Consider the following 19,808-nt stretch of genomic DNA (forward strand, 5'->3'; position numbering starts at 1 on the left):
CGCCCCCGGCTCAAACGCCCCGTAGGGGCGCGGGGAACTGCGCGACCAGCCCCCGCCCGCCCGCGCGTACTCACGGCCGCACGAACCCCCTTTCACACCGGCTGCCGATGAAGCACCCCCCGCACCAGCTCGGCGACGCCCCCCTCCCCCGGCGGCGCGGCCACACACGACAACGCGAGCCGGACGACCAGCTCGCACGACCGCGCGAGCTCACCCCCGTCCCGCCCGGACCCGGCCAGCACGGCCACCGCCCGGTCCCGCACGATCTGCACGAAGTCCCCGGGTGACGGCAGCGGCCCGTCCGCCCGCCGCTGCGCCGGCACCGCTGAGGAGGACGGCACCGCGGACAGCGTCGGCGCCGGCAACCGCTCGCTCCAGCACCCCGTGAGCATCGCCCGTACCAGCACGTTCTCCCGGGCCGCCAGCGCCATCCACTCGGCCGTCGCCGTCAGGCGCTCCCGCGCCTCGCTGTGGCTTCCCAGCGCCCGTTCGACCCCCGCGAGATACCCGTCGGCCTCCCGGCGCACCAGCGCCCTCGCCAGGCCTTCCTTGCCGCCGAACTCGTTGTACAGCGTCTGCCGGGACACCCCGGCCGCCGCGGCCACGTCGACCATCCGGACGGCGGCCCACGGCCGGCGTGCCAGCGCCGCGTACGCGGCGTCGAGCAGGGATTCCCGGGCTGCCGGCATCATCGCCTCCCTCGGGCGAGCGACTCTGCGCCCAGATTTGACGCGCACGAATCGACTGTCAAGGGTTCGCGAAGGCACCAGGGGGCGCCCTTCGGCCAACACGCGCGGGCGCGCCGGAGTCCGCCATCCGGTCACCACGATCACCGTCCGCTGATCACAGGGTCACCGCACGGCGTCCCCAGAGCCCTCCCGGGGTCCTCCGGCGTCCCCCTGGTAGCCCCGCGCCGGTCCCGGCAGATAGCGTTCGTGGCATGCCGGACTACCTCGATGACCTGCGTCTCGCCCATGTGCTCGCGGATGCGGCCGACGCCGTCACCATGGACCGCTTCAAGGCCCTCGACCTCAAGGTCGAGACGAAGCCGGACATGACCCCCGTGAGCGAGGCGGACAAGGCCGCGGAGGAGCTGATCCGCGGCCAGTTGCAGCGTGCCCGTCCACGGGACGCGATCCTCGGCGAGGAGTACGGCATCGAGGGCACGGGTCCCCGCCGCTGGGTGGTCGACCCGATCGACGGCACCAAGAACTACGTGCGCGGGGTGCCCGTCTGGGCCACCCTGATCTCCCTGACGGAGGCGGGCGAGGGCGGTTACCAGCCGGTCGTCGGTGTGGTCTCCGCGCCCGCGCTGGGCCGTCGCTGGTGGGCCGCGAAGGGCCACGGCGCCTTCACCGGGCGCAGCCTGTCCTCGGCGACCCGGCTGCGCGTCTCCCAGGTCTCGAAGCTGGCCGACGCGTCCTTCGCGTACTCCTCGCTGAGCGGCTGGGAGGAGCGGGGCCAGCTGAACGGCTTCCTGGACCTGACCCGCGAGGTGTGGCGCACGCGCGCGTACGGCGACTTCTGGCCGTACATGATGGTCGCCGAGGGGTCCGTGGACATCTGCGCGGAGCCGGAGCTGTCCCTATGGGACATGGCCGCCAACGCGATCGTCGTGACGGAGGCCGGCGGCTCCTTCACCGGCCTGGACGGCCGCCCCGGCCCGCACAGCGGCAACGCGGCGGCCTCCAACGGCCTCCTCCACGACGAGTTGCTCTCCTACCTCACCGAGCGTTACTGAAACGGTCTTCCGGGACGGGACCGCAGAACCTGAGGCACGAGGGAGCGCTCCACCCTCCCTCATATGAGCGCACACGCCCTCAATTGTCTTCGCGCACCCCCTTGTTGACTCCCGCTTTACCTGCCACCCTGAAAGCACCCCCATTTGTGAATTTGTGAATCGCCGAACTATCGGCGGTTCCGTAGGAGGTGGCACCTTTCATGCTCGTCCGTGACGCCATGAGCACGGTGGTCCTCACCGTCGGCCCAGCCCACACCCTCCGCCAGGCAGCCGCCCTGATGTCCGCGCGCCGCGTCGGCGCGGCGATCGTCCACGACCCGGACGCCGGCATCGGGATCCTCACCGAACGCGACATCCTCAACTCGGTCGGCCTGGGCCAGGACCCGGACCGCGAGCCCATCCACGCCCACACCACCAACGACGTCGTGTTCGCCGCCCCCACGTGGACCCTGGAAGAGGCGGCCCGCGCGATGGCCGACGGCGGCTTCCGGCACCTGATCGTCCTCGACGGCGGCGAACCGGCCGGGATCGTCTCGGTCCGCGACGTCATCCGCTGCTGGGCCGGGACCCGCACGCCGCAGCCCGCCTAGGACATTGGACTAAGTCCAATTCAAGTCCACCTCCAAAGTCACACAGCTTCGGAAAATGGTCCACCGGCTGTTAGGCTGGTTTCCATGAGTGACCTTCTGGAACGGCTGCGTGGACGCGGATGGCGGATGACCGCGCAGCGACGCGTGGTGGCCGAGGTCCTCGACGGCGAGCACGTCCACCTGACGGCCGACGAGGTCCACGCCAGGGCCGTCGTCAAGCTGCCCGAGATCTCCCGGGCGACCGTCTACAACACCCTGGGCGAGCTGGTCACGCTCGGCGAGGTCCTCGAGGTCTCCACGGACAAGCGTGCCAAGCGGTACGACCCGAACGCGCACCAACCGCACCACCACCTGGTCTGCTCCCGCTGCGGCTCCATCCGCGACGTCCACCCGACCGGCAACCCGCTGGCCGACCTGCCCAGCTCGGAGCGGTTCGGCTTCACGGTCTCCGACGTCGAGGTGACCTACCGCGGCCTCTGCCCGGACTGCATGGCGGCCGCCTGACGTACGGCCCCCGAAGGCCCCGGCACCCCTCGAGGGCGCCGGGGCCTTCGCGTCGCCGTACCCGCGCACGGGGTTCCCGAATCTGACGGGTCGTCATATGGTCGGCGGGTCCGCACTCTTGCGAGGAGTTCCCGTGGGAGAGCCGTATCCGAAGCTCCGTGCCCATGCCCTGACCCGCGCCTTCGGCCGGGCCCCCCGCCGGGTCGACGCCCTCGGCCCGCTCGACCTGACCGTCACAACCGGCGAGTTCGTCTGTCTCGTCGGACCCTCGGGCTGCGGCAAGTCCACGCTCCTGCGGATCGCCGCCGGCCTGCTGCGCCCCAGCGGCGGCCGGCTGGAGATCCGTACCGACAGCGCCCGGCCGGCGGCGATGATCTTCCAGGACTACGGCATCTACGACTGGAAGACGGTCCTCGCCAACGTCCGCTTCGGCCTCGACGTCCAGCGTGTCCCGCGCCGCGCGGGGAACGCCCGCGCCATGGACTGGCTGACCCGGCTGGGACTCTCGGACTTCGCCGACGCGTACCCCGGGGCCCTCTCCGGCGGTATGCGGCAGCGGGTGGCGATCGCGCGGGCCCTCGCCGTGGAGCCCGAACTCCTGCTCATGGACGAACCGTTCGCGGCCCTGGACGCACAGCTGCGGGTGATCCTCCAGGACGAACTCCTGGACCTCACCCAGGCCCTGCGCACGACCACCCTCTTCATCACCCACAGCCTGGAGGAGGCGCTGGTGCTCGGCGACCGGGTGCTGGTGATGTCGGCCCGGCCGGGCCGGATCATCGCCGAGCACCGCCCGCCGTTCCCGCGTCCGCGCACCGGAGAGGTCCGCGACGCCCCGGAGTTCACGGCACTGAAGAGCGAGCTGTGGGAACTGCTGCGGAAGGAGGCGGTGCCGGCATGACGACCCTCACCCCGGAGCGGGAGCCCGCGGTCCTGGTCCGCGCCCCCGGACCGGCCGAACTGCGCCCGGCCCGCACCCACCGGCGCCGCCGCGCCCTGGAGCTGACGCTGGCCGCGGCCGTCCCCCTGCTCCTGGTCCTCCTCTGGCAACTGGCCGCGACCCGGGCCTGGATCGACGACCGCGTCTATCCGGCGCCCTCCACGATCCTCTCCGACGGCTGGGACCGGGCGACCACGGGCGACCTGTGGCCGGACGTCCGGGCGACCTGCCGCCGGGTGCTCGCCGGCTACGCCGTGGGTACCGCGGCCGGTTACGCACTGGGGTTGCTGATGGGCTCGCTCCCCCTGGTCAGGGCGGCCCTGGAACCCCTCCTGGACGCCCTCTACGTGGTGCCGAAGCTGGCACTGCTCCCGGTCTTCCTGAACATGTTCGGGCTGGGCGAAGGGCCGCAGGTCGCCCTGGTGGCGGTGACGGTCTTCTTCTTCGTCTGGATCTCCACGATGTCGGCGGTGATCGCCGTCCCGTCCGGCCACCGCGACGCGGGCCGGGTGTTCGGCGCCTCACCCTGGCAGATGTTCCGCCATGTGCTGCTGCCGGCCTCGCTGCCCGCGGTCCTGGTCGGGGCGCGGATCGCCGCGGGAGTGGCCGTGCTGGTGATCGTCGCCTCCGAGCAGATCGCGGCCACGGACGGCCTGGGCCATCTGATCTTCGACTCGCGGGCGCTGTTCGAGAACGACGTGATGTTCGTGGGGATCGTCTGCGTCGCGGTACTGGGCGTGGTCTTCTCCGAGCTGATCCGGTTCGTCGGCCGCCTGCTCACCCCCTGGGCGCCGCGGGACCGGGGACGGGGGCAGTCATGAGGACCCTTCGGTGCCTGGTGGCGACGGCGGCGCTGGCCCTCGTGGCGACGGCCTGCTCGGCACAGCACTCCGGGGACCCCGGGGCGGCCACGGCACCCCGCACGGTCCGTCCGGTGGCGGGCTGCGGCAAGGCGTCCTGGACCGACCCGGCCGATCTCTCGCCGACCCGCTCCCCCGCCCGCTGCTCGGCCGGAAGACCGGCGCCCGTACCCCTCGCCGAGCGCCGGAAGATCACGATCGCCACCGGCACGCTGAGCGCGGAGTACGTGGCCCCTCTCGAAGTCGCTCTCGACAAGGGCGAGTTCAAGGCGGAAGGGCTGGACGTCACGCTCAAGGTGCTGCCCACCCCGGACGCGCTGCCACTGCTGGCCAAGGGGGACATCGACGCGATGTGGGCGGCGCCCGAGGCAGCCGTGATGAACGGCGTCCGCGGCGGCTTCGACATCAAGTGGGTCGCGGGCAACTTCTCGCCCGCCCCGGGGTCGAGGAGCGGCCTGTGGGTACGGCTGAAGGACGGCGAGAGCGCGGCCGGCGTGCGGATGGCGGGGCGCACGCTGGGCACGATGATCGGCAAGGGTTCGGTGATCGCGTACCCCATGCAGAAGGCGCTGGCGAGCCATGGCGGCGGCCTCGACCGGATCCGCTACCAGCAACTGGGCTCGGCGGACGTCCTCACGGCCCTGCGGAACGGTGGCGTCGACTCGGCGTGGCTGCTCGACCCGGTGTGGCGGCAGGTCACCGGCAGGGCGGGCTACGCGTTCCTGGGCGGCCAGCCGCAGGGCGAGCCGCTGGGCGGGATGCTGTACGGCCGTACGCTGCTGAACGACGACGTGGACGCCGGGGTGGCGCTGCTCAGGGCCTACATCCGCACCGTCGACACGTACTTCGCGGGCGACTACAAGGCGGACGGGACCTTTGTCGCCTACCTGGCGAAGCTCCTGAAGACCGACCCAGCGATCCTGCGCGCCACACCCCCGATGCGCATGGACTGGGAGATCCGTGCCGGCACGACGACGCGTCTCCAGGCGGCGTACCGCGCCCAGGGCGTCGAGTCGGGCTCCCCGCTGCCGGAGTCCCGGACCGTGGACCGGGCCCTGTACGAGGAGGCGGTCGGCCACCGGCCGTAGGCACCGGCCGTGCGCACAGCCGGCCGTGCGCACAGCCGGCCGTACGCACAGCCGGCCGTACGCACAGGCCGTGGGGCACCCTGCCGTGGGGCACCCTGCCGTGGGGCACCTGGGGCCGTCGAGCACCCGGTCATGAAAAAGCCGAGGGCCGGAGTCCGTTTCCGGATTCCGGCCCTCGGCCTTCAGTAGCGGGGACAGGATTTGAACCTGCGACCTCTGGGTTATGAGCCCAGCGAGCTACCGAGCTGCTCCACCCCGCGTCGATGAATGCAACATTACGTGAGAGATGCGGGAAGAAGCAAATCAACCCCCGCGACCCTCACTGACCTGCGAAAAGGGCGCTCTCACGCGGACAGCTCCTCGCGCAGCGCGTCCCGCAACCGCCCCGCCCGTTCGCTCACCTCGGCCGGCCCCAGCGCCACCGCCCGGTCGGCCCAGCGCTGGCCCTCCGCCAGCTCACCCCGACGCGCGTAGACCAGGGCCAGCCGCAGCGCCGCCCGCCCGTGCCCGGCGTCCGCTGCCCGCTCCCACCAGACCGCCGCCTCCGGCTCGCTGCCCTCGCGGGCCAGCAGCAGGCCCAGGTTGAAGGCCCCGTTGCGCGACCCGGCCTCGGCCGCCGCCCGGTACCAGCGCGCCGCCTCCACCACGTCCCCGCGCGCCGCGGCCAGCATCCCGACCCGTACCTGGGCGCGCCGGTGGCCCTGCGAGGCGGCCCGCTCGTACCACTCCTCGCACTCCGTCTTCACGTTCAGCGAGGACTCCCCGAGCTCGTGCTCGGACACCGTGGGCCGGCGCGCGTCGAGCACGGCGGCCAGCCGGTACGCGGCCTCGGCGCTGCCGCCGCCCGCCGCGCACCGCAGATGCAGTTCGGCGGCGGCCTCGTCGCCCTCACGGAGCCGGGCGATGCCGACCTGGAGCGCGGCCTCGGTGTGCCCGGCGGCGGCCGCCTGCTCGTAGCAGCGCAGCGCGACCCGGTCCTCGCCCCGCCCGGCGTACAGGATCCCCAGGTTGAAGGCGGCGTCCACGCTGCCCGCCTCCGCGGCCTTGGAGAACCACGGCTCGGCGCCGGACGTGTCACCGACCTGGAGCAGCAGGATGGCGAGCGCGTTCGCGGCCTCCCGGTGCCCGGCGTACGCGGCCCGCCGGTACCACTGCTCGGCCTGCGCGGTCCGGCCCTGTTCGGCGCAGAGCAGCCCGAGGTTGTACGCGCCGTTGTCGTCGCCCGCGTCCATCGCCGCCCGGTACCAGCGTTCGGCGGTCTGGGTCTCGCCGCGCTCGGCGTGCAGCGCGCCGAGCGCGTTCGCCGCGTTGCCGTCGCCGTCCTGGGCGGCCCGCAGCCACCAGATGGCCGCGTTCTCGGTGTCCCCGGCGTCGCGCAGCAGGAAGCCGAGCGCACAGGCGGCCCGGGCCTCGCCGTCCTTGGCGGAGGTCAGGTACCAGCGCCCGGCCTCCTTCAGCTCGCCGCGCTTCTCCAGGATCGCCCCGAGGTGCAGGGCGGCCCGCCGGTGCCCGCGTGCGGCGGCCTGCCGGTACCACTGCTCGGCCTCGGCGGCCTCCGCGGCACCGGCCGCGGTCTCCACGGCGGCACCGACGTCACCCCCGGCACCCTCCTCGCCCACCGCCGGCCTGCGGTCGAGCGCACGGGCCAGCCGGTACGCCGCCTCCCGGTGGCCGCGTTCGGCGGCGGCCCGCATCCACTGTCCCGCGGTCGCGTCACCGCGGTGCTCCAGCAGGTCGGCGAGCGCGTAGGCGCCGAGCGGATGCCCCTGCTCGGCGGACTGGCGCAGCCAGTACTCGGCGGCCGGTTCGTCCCCGCGCTCACGGTGGTGGCGGCCCAGCGCGTGGGCGGCGGCCGCGGAGCCGGCGACGGCGGCGATCCGCCACCAGCCGGCCGCCTCGTCGGGGTAACCGCGCTGGTGGAGCAGGACACCGAGGTTGTTGGCGGCGGCGCGGTCGCCCGCGGCGGTGGCGGCCCGCAGCTGGGGCTCTGCCCCGTCGAGGTCGCCACGGCGCAGCAGCATGGCGCCGAGGACGCTCATCGCCTCGACGTCACCGCCCTCGGCCTGGAGCCGACGGCGTGCCTCCTCAGCGGCCTCGGCGGCCTCGTCGCGGGTCGGCTCCTCGCCCGAAGGCTGCACAAATCGCCCTGTCTCGAACAGAGTTGCCTTGTCCCCCATAACGTTCATCGTCGCACCACCTGCAACCTGGGTACACCACGTATACCGCAGACCGTGAGGTCACTTCAGCGTTTTGTCGACATGCCCACAGAACGACAAGTCAAACACATCTCCCTCAACTCCCGGCAGCGGCGCGGCGCCCCGTCGACCGGTACATGCGTTCGTCACCTGTCCGGACATCACGAAGGCCCGGATCCCTCAAGAGGATCCGGGCCTTCGACTTCAGTAGCGGGGACAGGATTTGAACCTGCGACCTCTGGGTTATGAGCCCAGCGAGCTACCGAGCTGCTCCACCCCGCGCCGTTGCCTGCAAACCGTACCACGGCGCGGAGCGGACTTGATCATCTGCCCCGGTGATCAGCCGCTGGGGCTGGAACTCCCGCCGGGGCTGGGGCTGCTGCTCGCGCCGGCGGCGGGACTCGGACTGCCGCTGGGGCTCGGGCTGCTGCTCGCGGTCGTGCCCCCGCCTGCCTTGTCCGCCTTCGCCTGCGCGTCCTCGGCCCGCTTCAGCGCGTCCTGGAGTTCGTCCTGGGCCTTGCCGTACGCCGTCCAGTCACCCTTCTTCAGGGCCTCCTGGCCCGCCTCGAAGGCCTTCTGGGCGTCCTCCAGCGCCTGTTGGACCGTCGGGTTGCCGGACGTCGGCGGGGTGGTGCCGGTGTCCGAGGAACCCGTGTCCGAGGAGCCCGTGCCCGAACCGTCCGAGCCGAACACCTTGTTGAGCGCCTCGTCGAGGGTGTTCTCGAAGGCCGTCCTGCCCTCGTAGGTGACCAGGACCTTGCGCAGCAAGGGGTACTTGACGCCGGCACCGCGTACGTAGACGGGCTCCGCGTACAGCAGGCCCCCGTCCAGTGGCACGGTCAGCAGATTTCCGTACTCGACCTCGGAGTCGCCGCCCTTGAGGAGTTTGATCGCGGCGGCGATGTCCTGTTCGGAGTTGAACTGGCTCTGGACCTGTTTGGGTCCGTCGACGGTCGTACTGGTCGGCAGTTTCAGGATTCTGATCTTGCCGTAGTCCTGGGAGCCGGCCTCCGAGTCGACGGACATGAACGCGCTGAGGTTGTCCCGGCCGTTCGGGGTGAACGTCGTCGACAGCGAGAACGCCTGCCGGCTCTGGTCCGGCATCTTCATGCTCAGGTAGTACGGCGGCACCGCGTTGCCCGACTTGTTGGTCGGGTCGTCGGGGACCTGCCACACCTCGCTGCCGGTCAGGAACGTCTGCGCATCCGTCACGTGGTAGCGGGTGAGCAGTTCCCGCTGCACCTTGAACAGGTCCTGCGGGTACCGGAGATGGTCCAGCAGGTCCTGCGAGATGGCGCTCTTGGGCTGCACCGTGCCGGGGAAGGCCTTCATCCAGGTCTTCAGCACCGGGTCCTGGGTGTCCCACTGGTAGAGCTTGACCTGGCCGGTGTACGCGTCGACGGTCGCCTTCACCGAGTTGCGGATGTAGTTGACCTGGTTCTGCTGGGCGACCACCGCGCGGGAGTTGTTGGTCGCGGTCAGCGAGTCGGCGGTGGTGTCACCGAGGGTCGTGCGGGAGGCGTAGGGATAGCCGTTCGACGTGGTGTAGGCGTCGACGATCCACTGGATACGGTGGTTCACGACCGCCGGGTAGGCGTCGCCGTCGATGGTCAGCCAGGGGGCGACCGCCTCGACGCGCTCCTTGGGCGTGCGGTTGTACAGGATCCGCGAACCCTCGCCGATGGCACCGGAGTAGAGGATCTGCGGCTCGTTGAACGCCACCGCGTACGCGGCCCGGTTGATCGGACTGGAGAGGCTGACCCCGCTCTTGCCCGCGTAGCTGGTGGTCTTCTCACCGCTGTCGTCGGAGTAGTCGATCTCCTTCTGGGGACCGCCGACGATCGAGTAGGCGGTGGTCTTCTCGCCGTAGTAGACCCGCTGCTGGTACGTGCCCAGGTCACCGGTGGACGGCAGGTCGGACTCGGTGAAGACCGGCTGCCCCTGGTCGTCGGCCTCGGTGCCCTTGGCCGCGACCACGCCGTAGCCGTGCGTGTAGCGGAAGTGGTCGTTGATCCAGTTGTTCTTCGGGATACCGGCGAGGTTCAGCTCGCGCAGACCGATGACGGTGTCCTGGACCTTGCCGTCCTTGGTGTAGCGGTCCACGTCCAGGTTGGTCGGGAACGCGTAGTAGTTCCGCATCTGCTGGAGCTGCTGGAACGTGGGCGACACGATGTTCGGGTCCATGATCCGGATGCTCGCGGTCGAGTCGACGTCGTCCCGGAGCCTGGTCTTGTCCGTGGTGGTGCTCTTGCCGGTGTACTCGGTGACCTTGGTGTCGTCGATGCCGTACGCCTCGCGGGTCGCCTTGAGGTTCTTCTGGACGTACGGGGCTTCCTTGGCCTGCTCGTTGGGCTGGACCTGGAACTTCTGGACGATCGCCGGATAGAGCCCGCCGATCAGGATCGCCGACAGGACCATCAGGCCGAAGCCGATGACGGGCAGCTGCCAGGTGCGCCGCCACAGGGTGGCGAAGAACAGCAGCGCGCAGATGACGGCGATGCAGAACAGGATGGTCTTGGCGGGCAGATAGGCGTTCGCGTCGACGTACCGCAGGCCCGTCCAGTTGCCGGTGGCCTTGAAGTCGCTGGACTTGACCGCCAGTCCGTAGCGGTCGAGCCAGTAGGCGACCGCCTTGAGGGCGACGAAGATCCCGAGCAGCACCGACAGGTGACCGGTCGCGGCGGCGGTGGCACGCGCGCCGGGGCTGGTGACGCGCAGCCCGCCGTACAGGTAGTGGGTGAGCGCGGCGGCGATCAGGGAGAGGATCGCGGTGGCGAAGCCGAAGCCCAGCAGGAACCGGTACCAGGGCAGGTCGAAGGCGTAGAAGGAGACGTCGAGGTGGAACTGCGGGTCCTTCTGGTGGAAGGGCACGCCGTTGACCCACATCAGCCAGGTGCGCCACTGGCCTGCCGCGGACGCGCCGGCGATCAGCCCGACCAGCGCGGTGACCGCGAGCAGCAGCCACCGCTTGTAGGGCGCGATGCCCATCCGGTAGCGGTCGAGGCTCTGCTGCTCGGTGGACATCGCGCTCAGCGGCGGCCGCAGCCGGTGCGCGAGCCAGATGTTGAAGCCCACCGCGGCGGCCATCAGCAGGCCGAAGACGGAGAACAGCCCGATCTTGGTCCACAGGGTGGTGGTGAACACCGAGGAGTAGTGCACCGACCGGTACCAGAGCCAGTTCGTCCAGAAGCCCGCGAACATGCTGAACGCCATGCCGAGCACGGCAAGGACGCCCAGGGTCAGGAGCAGGGTCCGGACGCGCCGGGACGGTCGTCCCGTCGCTCTGATCCGTGGCCCCGTCGGGCCTCCGCCGCGGTCCGGCATCTGGAAAGCCAAGGTGCGCACCTCGAAGTTCGCTGTTGGGTCTGCTTCTTGTTCCGTCAGGCTCCGGTGTTCGTGAGCCTTCCGTGGTCCCCCGTGATCGCGAGGCCACACCTATGCAACTTACTCACGGTTTACTCGGTTCCCGATTCCGGCCATGAACGAGGCAGGATTGTGACCATGTCCAACACTCCCATGGCAGCGAACCCGCTCACCCGGGCGGTACTCGAGATCGACGAGTACGCCTCCGGCCTCGGCTGGGACCAGCCCGCTCGCCTCTTCGCCCTCGTCGACACCGTCCGGCTGCGCTCCCAGGAACCCGCGCTCGCCGCCCAGCTCGGTCTGGAGGACGAGTCGGCGACCACCGGCCTCACCCCGATCGAGCAGGACGAAGTGCCAACGGACAAGGCGCTGGACGAGTTCCTGGGCACCATCGCCTGGCCGGACGCGGTGGTCGGCTGCGCGCTCACGGTGGAGCGCCTGATGCTGCCGCCGTCCGCGGAGTCCCAGGTCCCGGAGGGGTTGAGCGGGGCCAAGCTGACCAAGTGGGTCGCGAGCCACCCCGACCGCCAGGAGGTCCGGATGACCGTCGCCGTCCTGCGGGACGGCAGCCGCGACTCGGCCGTGCGCCTGCGCGAGAAGGACTCGCCCACGGAGGTCCTCACCGGCCCCGACCTGGTCCCGGGCCTGGCGGAGGCCCTGAAGGCGACGTTCGAGGACTGAGGTCCGCGCGTCGGCTCCGGGGGCGCCCCTCGTCAGGAGGGCGCCCCCGGTGCGTCCGGATCCGTCAGCCCTTGGCCGTGCACTTCGGCAGGGCACCGGTGTCCCCGGTGCGGATGTCCTTGAGGGCGCCGAGGGCGTCGCCGATGTTCTTGACCTTGACCAGGGTGAGCCCGCTCGGGGTGTCCTTGGCGGCCTCGGCGCAGTTGTCGGCCGGGGTGAGGAAGTACTGGGCGCCCTTGTCGCGTGCGCCGATCGTCTTCAGTGAGATGCCGCCGATCGGACCGACCGTGCCGGCGTCGTCGATCGTGCCGGTACCGGCGACGAACTTGCCGCCGGTGAGACTGCCCGGGGTCAGCTTGTCGTAGATGCCCAGCGAGAACATGAGACCGGCGCTGGGTCCGCCGACGTCGGCGAGCTTGATGTCGACGGTGAACGGGAACGTGTGATCGGTCCCGGCGGAGATCCCGACGATCGCGCGCTTCTCGCCGGCGTCGTCGGAGGTGGTCGTGGTGACGGTGACGTTCTCGGTCTTCGTGGCCGTCTTGTTCGCCTTCTCGGCGGCGGCCTGTTCCTTGGCCGGTACGACGGTGAAGACGACCTTCTGGCCGGGCTTGTGCTTGGTCACCAGCGTGGCCACGTCGGTCGGCTGCTTGACCGCCGTGCCGTCGACGGCCTTGATCACGTCACCGGCGTGCAGCCTGCCCTCGGCCGGCGAGTCCTTGAGGACCGTGGAGACGATCACCCAGGACTTCACCGGGATGCCGAGCTCCTTCAGGGCGGCCACCTTGGCGCTCTCCTGGGACTGGCTGAACTCCTCGGCGTTCTCCTGGGTGGACTGCTGCTCCGTCTTGCCGTCCGGGTAGAGCGTGTCGTGGGGCACGACCTTGTTGTCGTGCGACAGCCAGCCGTAGACCGCCTCCAGGAGGTTCATCTTGTAGTCGGCGCTGGTGACCCGAACGGTGGTCATGTTGAGGTGCCCGGAGGTGGCGTAGGTCTTGTGTCCGGACACCTGAAGCACCGGCTCGCCGTCGTGGTCCCCGAGCGTGTTCACGGTCGGGCCGGGGGACATCTCCGAGTACGGCACGTTGATGAGCACTCCGGCGCACAGGAGCGCGATCAGCATCAGGGTGGAGGCGAGCATCGTCGCGGTGCGGCGTGGCATGCAACGACAGTACGGGACGCGTCTGTCAGCGCACCGTCAGGGCCACCCGTCGCACCCGCCCCCGCCGTGTCTCAGCCACCGGTGTGGGACCGCTCCATGGCCTCGCGGAACCGCGCGTACCCGTCGAGCTCGGGACCGTCGCTCCGGGCCCTTCTCGTCCGGTTGGCCCAGCTGCCCCACAGACCGGCACCGACCGCCGCCACCAGCGGAATCAGCAACCAGACGAGCGCCGCCATGCCGACCTCCAACCCCATGACCGTCCGCGACTGACTGATCAACAGATTAATCAACCGCACTGACAACGCTCACGCGAGGGGTACGGTTACGCAACCGGAGGTCCGACGTGGGTCCCGCGCGGGTCCTTCAGCAGGCCCCGACCCATTCCTCCGTCCCGTCGGAGAACTTCTGGTGCTTCCAGATGGGCACCTCGTGCTTGAGGTCGTCGATCAGCTTCCGGCAGGCTTCGAATGCCTCCCCACGATGCGGACACGACACACCGACGACCACGGCGAGATCACCCACCCGCAGGTCCCCCACCCGGTGCACGGCGGCCAACGCCCGCACCGGATACTCCGCGACCACCTTCTCGGCGACCCTGCGCAGCTCGTTCTCTGCACTGGGATGGCACGAGTACCCGAGCGCGTCGACGTCGGCGCCCCCGTCGTGGTTGCGCACGGTCCCCACGAACAGCGCGACCCCGCCGGCCGCGTCGTCGCCGAGGGCCGCGAAGACCTCGTCCACGGAGAGCGCGCTCTCACGGATCCCGATCAGCCTCACCGGATCGTCGGCACCCAGTTCACCGGGGTGATCATGCACAGCAGCCATGCCTCCATGGTGCCGCACGCACCGAACCGCACGGAATACGACCAACACCCGGCACGCGCGCGTGCGCGTTTGGAGGCTCCTACAGGGCGACTGCCGCATCGCGGCCCCACGCCGCGGCCCGGCTCCCGCGACACGGCCCCTCCACGGTGGGGACGGGAGGCGTCGGTGGGACGGGAGGCGTCAGATGCGCCTGCGGGCCTTGCGGGCGCGCCGCACCACAGCCGCCGCGCCCAGCAGCGCGACCGTCGCGCCCGCGGCTCCCGCGGCCGTCGCGTCCTTGCGTCCGAGCCGCCGTCCGACGACGGTGTGCCGCCCGGACACCTCCTCCAGCAGCTCGGCCAGCACCTCCTCGTTGGTCCACCCCGGCCGCCACCCCGCGTCGTGCAGCCGGCTCCCGCTCACCACCCAGGGGTACATCGTGTAGGCAAGGTCCCCGGCGGGCGACGGTGTCAGTCCGATCCGGTGCAGCCGGGCCGCGGCGCCGAGCGCGACCGCCGACGGCAGTTCCATCCGCCGGATCCCGCTCAGCTCCTCGACCTCCTCCTGCTCCAGCCATCCGTCGCAGCCGACGGCGAGTTCCCCGTCGACCTTCTCGAGGACGGCGTACTTGAGCGCGCTGCACAGATCCTCGACGTGGCAGAACTGCCAGGCGGGCCGCGAACCGGCGACGACGAGCAGCCGAGGCGACTCGAAGTACCTGGTCAGCGCGGTGTCGGTGCCTCCCACGAGCACCGCGGGGCGCACGACGGTGACATTGAGCCCGGGGTGCGCGCGGGGCGCCCGGCGCGCGAGCCGCTCGATCTCCAGCAGGTCGCCCACGCCCGTCGCCTCGGCGGTCGCCCGCAGCTCCGCGTCCTCGGACAGCGGCAGCTCGTTGTCCGGAAGTGCTCCGTAGACCATCGCGGAGGTGCACAGCACCACGCGGTGCACCCCGGCCGCGGCCGCCGCCGTCAGCACGGTCTGCGTCCCGCGCACGTTGTAGGCCGTACGCGCCGCCGGGTCGGTCTCCAGGTCCAGGTCGAGCGCGAGATGCACCACCACGTCGGCCCCGCGCAGCTTGTCCGCGATGGCCGGATCCCGCACGTCGAGGATGTGCCACTGGGCGTCCGCGCACTCCCCGCGCCGCTCGTCGATGGCGATGACCTGCCTGATCTCCTCGGAGGCGGCCAGCAGCTCGGTGAGCAGCGCGCCGACCCCGGTCGCGGCACCGGTGACGGCGACGACGGGCCCGCGCACCGCGGGTGGGGTTGAGTGGTTTCGCGCTGCGCGAACCTGCGGATCTGGGGAACTCACCGGGCGTCTCCAGCGGTTGTCTTCAGTACGGGCGCGAGTGACGCGTACGTACCAGGTGGCATCCATCCTGCCGCAGGCCGACTGTCGGCGAAGCACCGAGGCCCGATCGGGTCGGGGTGTCTACGCTGGGTGGTGTTGTCGGGCAGCCGCGCCGCCGGAGAGAACCGGTGGCCTTACCAGCCGAGGATTCCCGTGAGTGACACCCCATTCGGTTTCGGCCTTCCGCCGGAGGAGCCGGAGGACGGCGACGAGGGCAAGAAGAAGGACCAGCAGAGCGGTGGTGGGCAGGGACCGGCCAACCCGTTCGGTTTCGGTACGCCCGGCGCCGGTGGCTTCGGCGCACCCGGCGCCGACAATCCGTTCGCTGCCATGTTCGGTTCGCTGAACCCCAACGACCTGGGTGCGGCCTTCCAGCAGCTGGGCCAGATGCTCTCCTACGAGGGCGGCCCGGTGAACTGGGACATGGCCAAGCAGATCGCCCGCCAGACGGTCTCCCAGGGCACGTCGGACGGCGTCAAGGACGCGAGCGTCGGCCCCGCCGAGCGCACGGCGGTCGAGGAGGCCGTGCGTCTGGCCGACCTGTGGCTGGACGACGCGACGTCGCTGCCGTCGGGTGCCGGTTCGGCCGTGGCGTGGTCGCGCGCGGAGTGGGTCGAGGCGACGCTGCCCGCCTGGCAGGAGCTGGTCGACCCGGTCGCCGAGCGGGTCGGCGCCGCGATGGGCGACGTCCTGCCGGAGGAGATGCAGGCCATGGCGGGCCCGCTGATCGGCATGATGCGCTCGATGGGCGGCGCGATGTTCGGCACCCAGATCGGGCAGGCCGTCGGGGTGCTCGCGGGCGAGGTCGTCGGCTCGACCGACATCGGCCTGCCGCTGACCCCGGCCGGCAAGGCCGCGCTGCTGCCGGGGAACATCGAGGCGTTCGGCAAGGACCTGGGCGTACCGAAGGAGGAGGTGCGGCTGTACCTCGCGCTGCGCGAGGCGGCCCACCAGCGCCTCTTCTCGCACGTGCCGTGGCTGCGCTCACACCTGTTCGGCGCGGTCGACGGGTACGCGCGCGGGATCAAGGTCGACACGGCCAAGCTGGAGGACGTGGTCGGCCAGTTCGACCCGCAGAACCCCGAGCAGCTCCAGGACGCCCTCCAGCAGGGCATGTTCCAGCCGGAGGACACGCCCGAGCAGAAGGCCGCCCTGGCGCGTCTGGAGACGGCTCTGGCGCTCGTCGAGGGCTGGGTCGACGCGGTGGTCCACGCGGCCGCGAAGCCGCGTCTGTCGTCCGCGGACGCGCTCCGCGAGACCCTGCGCAGGCGCCGGGCCACGGGTGGCCCCGCGGAGCAGACGTTCGCGACGCTGATCGGTCTGGAGCTGCGCCCGCGCCGGCTGCGGGACGCCTCCCGGCTGTGGGCCTCGCTCACGGACGCGCGCGGTGTCGACGGCCGGGACGCTCTGTGGGCGCACCCGGACATGCTGCCGACGGCGTCCGACCTGGACGACCCGGACGGCTTCGTGCACCGCGAGCAGCTCGACTTCTCCGAGCTGGACAAGATGCTCGGCGAGGCGGCGGAGAAGCCCGACCTGCGCAAGAGGGACGACCGGGCCGAGGGCGACGACCGGACCGAGGGCGACGGCACCGAGTGAGCCTGTACGACGACGCGGTCCTCGTCCTCAAGGGGTACGAGGACCAGGGAGAGCTGCGCCAGGCCTACCTGGACCATCTCGCGGCCCACCCGGACGGCCTGTGGAAGGCCTGTCACGCGGGCCATGTGACGGCGAGCGCGCTGGTGATCGACCCGGAGCGGGGCCGGGTGCTGCTGACCCTGCACCGGAAGCTGCGGATGTGGCTACAGATGGGCGGCCACTGCGAGCCGGGCGACGCCACCCTGGGCGCGGCGGCCCTGCGGGAGGCGACGGAGGAGTCCGGGATCCCCGGTCTGACCCTCCTCGGGACCGGCCCGGTGCGGCTTGACCGGCATCCGATCCCCGCACCGTGTCACTGGCACTTCGACGTCCAGTACGCGGCCCTCGCCCCGGCGGGCGCCTCCCACGTGATCAGCGACGAATCCCTCGACCTGCGGTGGTTCGCCTACGACGAGGTCCCGGCGGTCGCGGACGACTCGGTCGTGCAGCTCCTGGCGGCGACCCGCGCGCGGATCTGACCGCGGTTCTCCGGGACTGCCCGGCGCATGGGTAAGGGGCGCCCGCTCAGGCGGGCGCCCCTTACCCATGGGCTCTCAGCTCCAGACGTTGCCCTGGTTCGTCCCGCGCGCTCCCTGCTGGCCCATGCCGAACTGGGCGGCGATGCCCTGACCGATCTGGGCGTGCTGCGGAGGCAGCAGTTCACTCGGCTGGACCAACGCGAAGCCAGTTCCCATGAAGCTCAGCTCCCAGCCCTCGCCGGTGCTGCCGCGGCGGCGCCAGACACCCGAGGAGTGGGTCTGGGCCTGCATCTGGACCCGCAGCCCGGTGGACCAGGCCACGATCGCGTCGGCGTCGCAGTTGACGTACCGGTCGGGCGTGACCTGCATCAGCAGCGGCGCACCCGAGGTCATCAGGGCGACCTTGCCACGCCCGGTGATGTTGAGCTGGTACTTCCCGGACCCGGAGATGCCGTAGAGGCTGTCGACGGCGACGACCTCGTAGTGCAGCGAGGAGTCCATGGCGAGGACGTAGCCGCTGTCCACGGTCAGGCCGTCCTGCTCGACGTCGAGGACGTGGACGTGCTGGGCGAGGTTGGCGAAGTAGACCGTGCCCTGCCCGTGGCAGCGCATCAGGTCCAGGCCCTCGCCGGTGTAGGCACGCGCGCGTGACTGCTGGTTGTTCGTGTACTCGGCGTCGAACTCGACGAGCCCCTGGTAGGCGACCATGGTGCCCTTGCGGGCGAGGACGTCGTCGTGGCCCTCCAGGACGACCCGCAGCATCTGCTTGTTCTGCAAGCTGTAGCGGTCCCGGGCCTGGGAGTCGTTGAAGGCGAAAAGCGGGCTCTGCATGGTTTCCTGACTCCCCCTCAGCCCCGGAACCGGAGGCGGTCGGTGCTGTCCTCGCTGGGCTGGACGACGACGATGCCCTGGCCGGAGAAGGCCATCTGGTAGGCCTCGCCGCTGCCCCGGCCGATCAGGGACTGCGCCTTGAAGCTGCGCTTGCCCTTCACCTTGAGGTTCGGGGACCAGGCGACCAGCGCGTCCGGGTCGACGTAGGTCTCGTCGTCGCCGCCACCGCAGTCGACCACGATGGGCTTGCCCCGGGAGGTCAGCGCGACCCAGCCCTGCCCGGAGATCTTGGTGTTCCACAGGCCCTGCCCGGCGAACTTCGCCAGCCCCTTGACCCGCTCCACCCCCCACGTCAGGTGGGCGTCGAAGGCGAGCAGGTTGGTGGCGTTGACGGAGATGCCGTCGCCGTTGAGGTTGATGACGACGACGTTCGCGCCGTAGTCGGCGAGGTAGAGCAGGCCGTCGCCGGAGCACTTCATCAGGGGTGCGCCCTCGCCGGTCACCCAGTCCCGGGCGATCTGGCGCACGGCCGGCGGGTTGGGCTCGTACTGGACGAAGCCCTCGTAGGCGACCATGGACCCCACGCGCGCGAGGAGGTCGTTCCCGGTCTGCATGGCGACCTTGAGCATGTGGTCGCCGTGGTTCTCCATGCGGGCGGTGACGGGTGCGGGGGCGTAGCCCGCGAGCGGCTGGTTCATGACGGGCTCCCTCAGACCTCGTACGGCTGGACGACGATGAAGTTGCCGGGTGCGCCCCGGAACTGAAGGTTGACGCTCTCGCCGGTGTCTCCCGGATAGGCGTTGCGGCGCATCCGGACCTGGCTGGAGACGATCACCTGGGAGGCCGCCGACCAGGCGACGATCGCGTTGCAGTCGGCGAACGTGGTGGGTGTCACCGGCAGCACGACGGGCGTGCCGTGTGTCTTCACGACGATCGTGCCGGTGCCCTGGAACTGCATCGTGAACAGCGCACCGCCGGGGATGCCGTGCCCCTCGATGCGGCGGACCTCGTACTGGAGGCTCTCGTCGAAGGCGAGGACGCTCTCGGCGGAGACGCAGATCGCGTCGCCCTGGAGCTCGATCGGGTGCAGATGGGCGGAGTTCTCGGCGAAGAACACCTGGCCGTTGCCGGTGCAGCGCATCAGCTGCATCTCCTGACCGGTGGCGTTGCCCACGATCCGGCCGGCGAATCCGGCGCCCTTGTAGCTGAAGTCGACCTTGCCCTGGTAGAGGACCATGCTGCCCTGCCGGGCCAGCACCGGCTGACCGCCCATGCCCAGGTCGACGCGGATGAGCTTGCTGTTCTGCGGGGTCCAGCGCTGCCCGGTGGGCGTCTCCTTGAACTTCTGGAGCGCGGCGCCCACTCCGGCACCGCCCTGCGGAGCACCCTGCGGTACCCCGTAGGCCTGCTGGCCGGGCACCTGCCCGAACGGCGGCTGCTGGCCGTAGCCGGGGGGCGGGGTCGGGGCCTGGGGATAGCCGGGCGGCGGACCGGGGGTCTGCGGAGGCGCCGGGGGCTGGCCGTAGCCGGGCGGCATGGGCGCGCCAGGGGCGGGCGGCTGTCCGTAGGGGGCCGGGGA

19 protein-coding genes and 2 tRNA genes are annotated in these 19,808 nt (G+C 71.1%); 9 read left to right on the forward strand and 12 right to left on the reverse strand.

Going from position 1 to position 19,808, the window contains the following annotated elements; genetic code table 11:
• Nucleotides 1–92: 92 nt before the first annotated feature.
• The gene (locus AAW13_RS19870; RefSeq protein ID WP_240528661.1) at nucleotides 93–692 is read right to left on the reverse strand and encodes a TetR/AcrR family transcriptional regulator; all 600 of its coding nucleotides are present in this window, start codon (nucleotides 690–692) and stop codon (nucleotides 93–95) included.
• Between the two features lie 248 nt (nucleotides 693–940).
• Between AAW13_RS19870 and hisN the strand changes: the two genes are divergently transcribed.
• The 6 genes from hisN to AAW13_RS19900 all read left to right on the forward strand — a co-directional run bounded on the left by hisN (nucleotide 941) and on the right by AAW13_RS19900 (nucleotide 5,723).
• Complete coding sequence (hisN, locus tag AAW13_RS19875) at nucleotides 941–1,741, forward strand: histidinol-phosphatase (protein ID WP_046731139.1); 801 nt, start codon at nucleotides 941–943, stop codon at nucleotides 1,739–1,741.
• Nucleotides 1,742–1,941: 200 nt separating this feature from the next.
• A complete protein-coding gene (locus AAW13_RS19880; protein ID WP_046731138.1) occupies nucleotides 1,942–2,331 on the forward strand; it encodes a CBS domain-containing protein in 390 nt (129 codons plus the stop codon).
• Between the two features lie 84 nt (nucleotides 2,332–2,415).
• Entirely contained in the window at nucleotides 2,416–2,835 is a 420-nt protein-coding gene (locus tag AAW13_RS19885) for a Fur family transcriptional regulator (RefSeq protein WP_046731137.1), read from the forward strand.
• A gap of 133 nt (nucleotides 2,836–2,968) precedes the next feature.
• Complete coding sequence (locus AAW13_RS19890) at nucleotides 2,969–3,736, forward strand: ABC transporter ATP-binding protein (RefSeq protein ID WP_046731136.1); 768 nt, start codon at nucleotides 2,969–2,971, stop codon at nucleotides 3,734–3,736.
• On the forward strand, nucleotides 3,733–4,596 hold the full coding sequence (locus AAW13_RS19895; protein WP_046731135.1) for an ABC transporter permease: 864 nt from the start codon (nucleotides 3,733–3,735) through the stop codon (nucleotides 4,594–4,596). Before AAW13_RS19890 ends, AAW13_RS19895 begins: the two co-directional genes overlap by 4 nt.
• On the forward strand, nucleotides 4,593–5,723 hold the full coding sequence (locus AAW13_RS19900; RefSeq protein WP_046731134.1) for an ABC transporter substrate-binding protein: 1,131 nt from the start codon (nucleotides 4,593–4,595) through the stop codon (nucleotides 5,721–5,723). The genes AAW13_RS19895 and AAW13_RS19900 overlap by 4 nt, the downstream gene beginning before the upstream one ends.
• A 186-nt stretch (nucleotides 5,724–5,909) precedes the next feature.
• Here AAW13_RS19900 and AAW13_RS19905 read toward each other — a convergent pair.
• From AAW13_RS19905 to AAW13_RS19920, 4 genes are all read right to left on the reverse strand, one after another.
• A tRNA-Met gene (locus AAW13_RS19905) sits at nucleotides 5,910–5,983 on the reverse strand.
• A gap of 84 nt (nucleotides 5,984–6,067) precedes the next feature.
• A complete protein-coding gene (locus AAW13_RS19910) occupies nucleotides 6,068–7,909 on the reverse strand; it encodes a tetratricopeptide repeat protein (RefSeq protein ID WP_206306243.1) in 1,842 nt (613 codons plus the stop codon).
• A 217-nt stretch (nucleotides 7,910–8,126) separates the two neighbouring features.
• Nucleotides 8,127–8,200, reverse strand: a tRNA-Met gene (locus AAW13_RS19915).
• Nucleotides 8,201–8,257: 57 nt separating this feature from the next.
• Nucleotides 8,258–11,242, reverse strand: coding sequence for a UPF0182 family membrane protein (locus tag AAW13_RS19920; RefSeq protein WP_046731195.1), 2,985 nt, complete (start codon nucleotides 11,240–11,242; stop codon nucleotides 8,258–8,260).
• Nucleotides 11,243–11,419: 177 nt separating this feature from the next.
• Here AAW13_RS19920 and AAW13_RS19925 point away from each other — a divergent pair, with 177 nt between their 5' ends.
• Nucleotides 11,420–11,962 (forward strand): PPA1309 family protein, encoded by a 543-nt coding sequence (locus AAW13_RS19925; protein ID WP_046731132.1) that lies wholly within the window; start codon nucleotides 11,420–11,422, stop codon nucleotides 11,960–11,962.
• A 64-nt stretch (nucleotides 11,963–12,026) separates the two neighbouring features.
• Here the strand turns inward: AAW13_RS19925 and AAW13_RS19930 are convergent, their stop codons facing one another.
• The 4 genes from AAW13_RS19930 to AAW13_RS19945 form a co-directional block, all read right to left on the reverse strand.
• Nucleotides 12,027–13,124, reverse strand: coding sequence for a YlbL family protein (locus AAW13_RS19930; RefSeq protein WP_206306244.1), 1,098 nt, complete (start codon nucleotides 13,122–13,124; stop codon nucleotides 12,027–12,029).
• A gap of 71 nt (nucleotides 13,125–13,195) precedes the next feature.
• On the reverse strand, nucleotides 13,196–13,360 hold the full coding sequence (locus AAW13_RS19935) for a hypothetical protein (protein WP_167391718.1): 165 nt from the start codon (nucleotides 13,358–13,360) through the stop codon (nucleotides 13,196–13,198).
• 127 nt (nucleotides 13,361–13,487) lie between these two features.
• A complete protein-coding gene (locus AAW13_RS19940) occupies nucleotides 13,488–13,949 on the reverse strand; it encodes a molybdenum cofactor biosynthesis protein MoaE (RefSeq protein ID WP_046731130.1) in 462 nt (153 codons plus the stop codon).
• Between the two features lie 180 nt (nucleotides 13,950–14,129).
• The gene (locus AAW13_RS19945) at nucleotides 14,130–15,242 is read right to left on the reverse strand and encodes an SDR family oxidoreductase (protein ID WP_046731129.1); all 1,113 of its coding nucleotides are present in this window, start codon (nucleotides 15,240–15,242) and stop codon (nucleotides 14,130–14,132) included.
• 192 nt (nucleotides 15,243–15,434) lie between these two features.
• Here AAW13_RS19945 and AAW13_RS19950 point away from each other — a divergent pair, with 192 nt between their 5' ends.
• The gene (locus AAW13_RS19950) at nucleotides 15,435–16,880 is read left to right on the forward strand and encodes a zinc-dependent metalloprotease (protein ID WP_046731128.1); all 1,446 of its coding nucleotides are present in this window, start codon (nucleotides 15,435–15,437) and stop codon (nucleotides 16,878–16,880) included.
• Nucleotides 16,877–17,398, forward strand: coding sequence for an NUDIX hydrolase (locus AAW13_RS19955; RefSeq protein ID WP_046731127.1), 522 nt, complete (start codon nucleotides 16,877–16,879; stop codon nucleotides 17,396–17,398). The genes AAW13_RS19950 and AAW13_RS19955 overlap by 4 nt, the downstream gene beginning before the upstream one ends.
• Nucleotides 17,399–17,473: 75 nt before the next feature.
• On the opposite strand, the gene AAW13_RS19960 is transcribed toward AAW13_RS19955, so the two are convergent.
• The 3 genes from AAW13_RS19960 to AAW13_RS19970 all read right to left on the reverse strand — a co-directional run.
• Entirely contained in the window at nucleotides 17,474–18,229 is a 756-nt protein-coding gene (locus AAW13_RS19960) for an AIM24 family protein (protein WP_046731126.1), read from the reverse strand.
• A 17-nt stretch (nucleotides 18,230–18,246) separates the two neighbouring features.
• On the reverse strand, nucleotides 18,247–18,927 hold the full coding sequence (locus AAW13_RS19965; protein WP_046731125.1) for an AIM24 family protein: 681 nt from the start codon (nucleotides 18,925–18,927) through the stop codon (nucleotides 18,247–18,249).
• An 11-nt stretch (nucleotides 18,928–18,938) separates the two neighbouring features.
• The coding region (locus AAW13_RS19970) for an AIM24 family protein (RefSeq protein ID WP_143145018.1) at nucleotides 18,939–19,808 on the reverse strand (870 nt) is incomplete at its 5' end.

The organism is Streptomyces humi (assembly GCF_001005085.2).
In the GTDB taxonomy this organism is placed as follows: domain Bacteria; phylum Actinomycetota; class Actinomycetes; order Streptomycetales; family Streptomycetaceae; genus Streptomyces; species Streptomyces humi.

Bases quoted from the DNA above. Each gene is read 5' to 3' on its own strand.
- AAW13_RS19870 (WP_240528661.1), bottom strand. From the start codon at position 692: ATGATGCCGGCAGCCCGGGAATCCCTGCTCGACGCCGCGTACGCGGCG.
- hisN (WP_046731139.1), top strand. From the start codon at position 941: ATGCCGGACTACCTCGATGACCTGCGTCTCGCCCATGTGCTCGCGGAT.
- AAW13_RS19880 (WP_046731138.1), top strand. From the start codon at position 1,942: ATGCTCGTCCGTGACGCCATGAGCACGGTGGTCCTCACCGTCGGCCCA.
- AAW13_RS19885 (WP_046731137.1), top strand. From the start codon at position 2,416: ATGAGTGACCTTCTGGAACGGCTGCGTGGACGCGGATGGCGGATGACC.
- AAW13_RS19895 (WP_046731135.1), top strand. From the start codon at position 3,733: ATGACGACCCTCACCCCGGAGCGGGAGCCCGCGGTCCTGGTCCGCGCC.
- AAW13_RS19900 (WP_046731134.1), top strand. From the start codon at position 4,593: ATGAGGACCCTTCGGTGCCTGGTGGCGACGGCGGCGCTGGCCCTCGTG.
- AAW13_RS19910 (WP_206306243.1), bottom strand. From the start codon at position 7,909: ATGAACGTTATGGGGGACAAGGCAACTCTGTTCGAGACAGGGCGATTT.
- AAW13_RS19920 (WP_046731195.1), bottom strand. From the start codon at position 11,242: ATGCCGGACCGCGGCGGAGGCCCGACGGGGCCACGGATCAGAGCGACG.
- AAW13_RS19925 (WP_046731132.1), top strand. From the start codon at position 11,420: ATGTCCAACACTCCCATGGCAGCGAACCCGCTCACCCGGGCGGTACTC.
- AAW13_RS19930 (WP_206306244.1), bottom strand. From the start codon at position 13,124: ATGCCACGCCGCACCGCGACGATGCTCGCCTCCACCCTGATGCTGATC.
- AAW13_RS19935 (WP_167391718.1), bottom strand. From the start codon at position 13,360: ATGGCGGCGCTCGTCTGGTTGCTGATTCCGCTGGTGGCGGCGGTCGGT.
- AAW13_RS19940 (WP_046731130.1), bottom strand. From the start codon at position 13,949: ATGGCTGCTGTGCATGATCACCCCGGTGAACTGGGTGCCGACGATCCG.
- AAW13_RS19960 (WP_046731126.1), bottom strand. From the start codon at position 18,229: ATGCAGAGCCCGCTTTTCGCCTTCAACGACTCCCAGGCCCGGGACCGC.
- AAW13_RS19965 (WP_046731125.1), bottom strand. From the start codon at position 18,927: ATGAACCAGCCGCTCGCGGGCTACGCCCCCGCACCCGTCACCGCCCGC.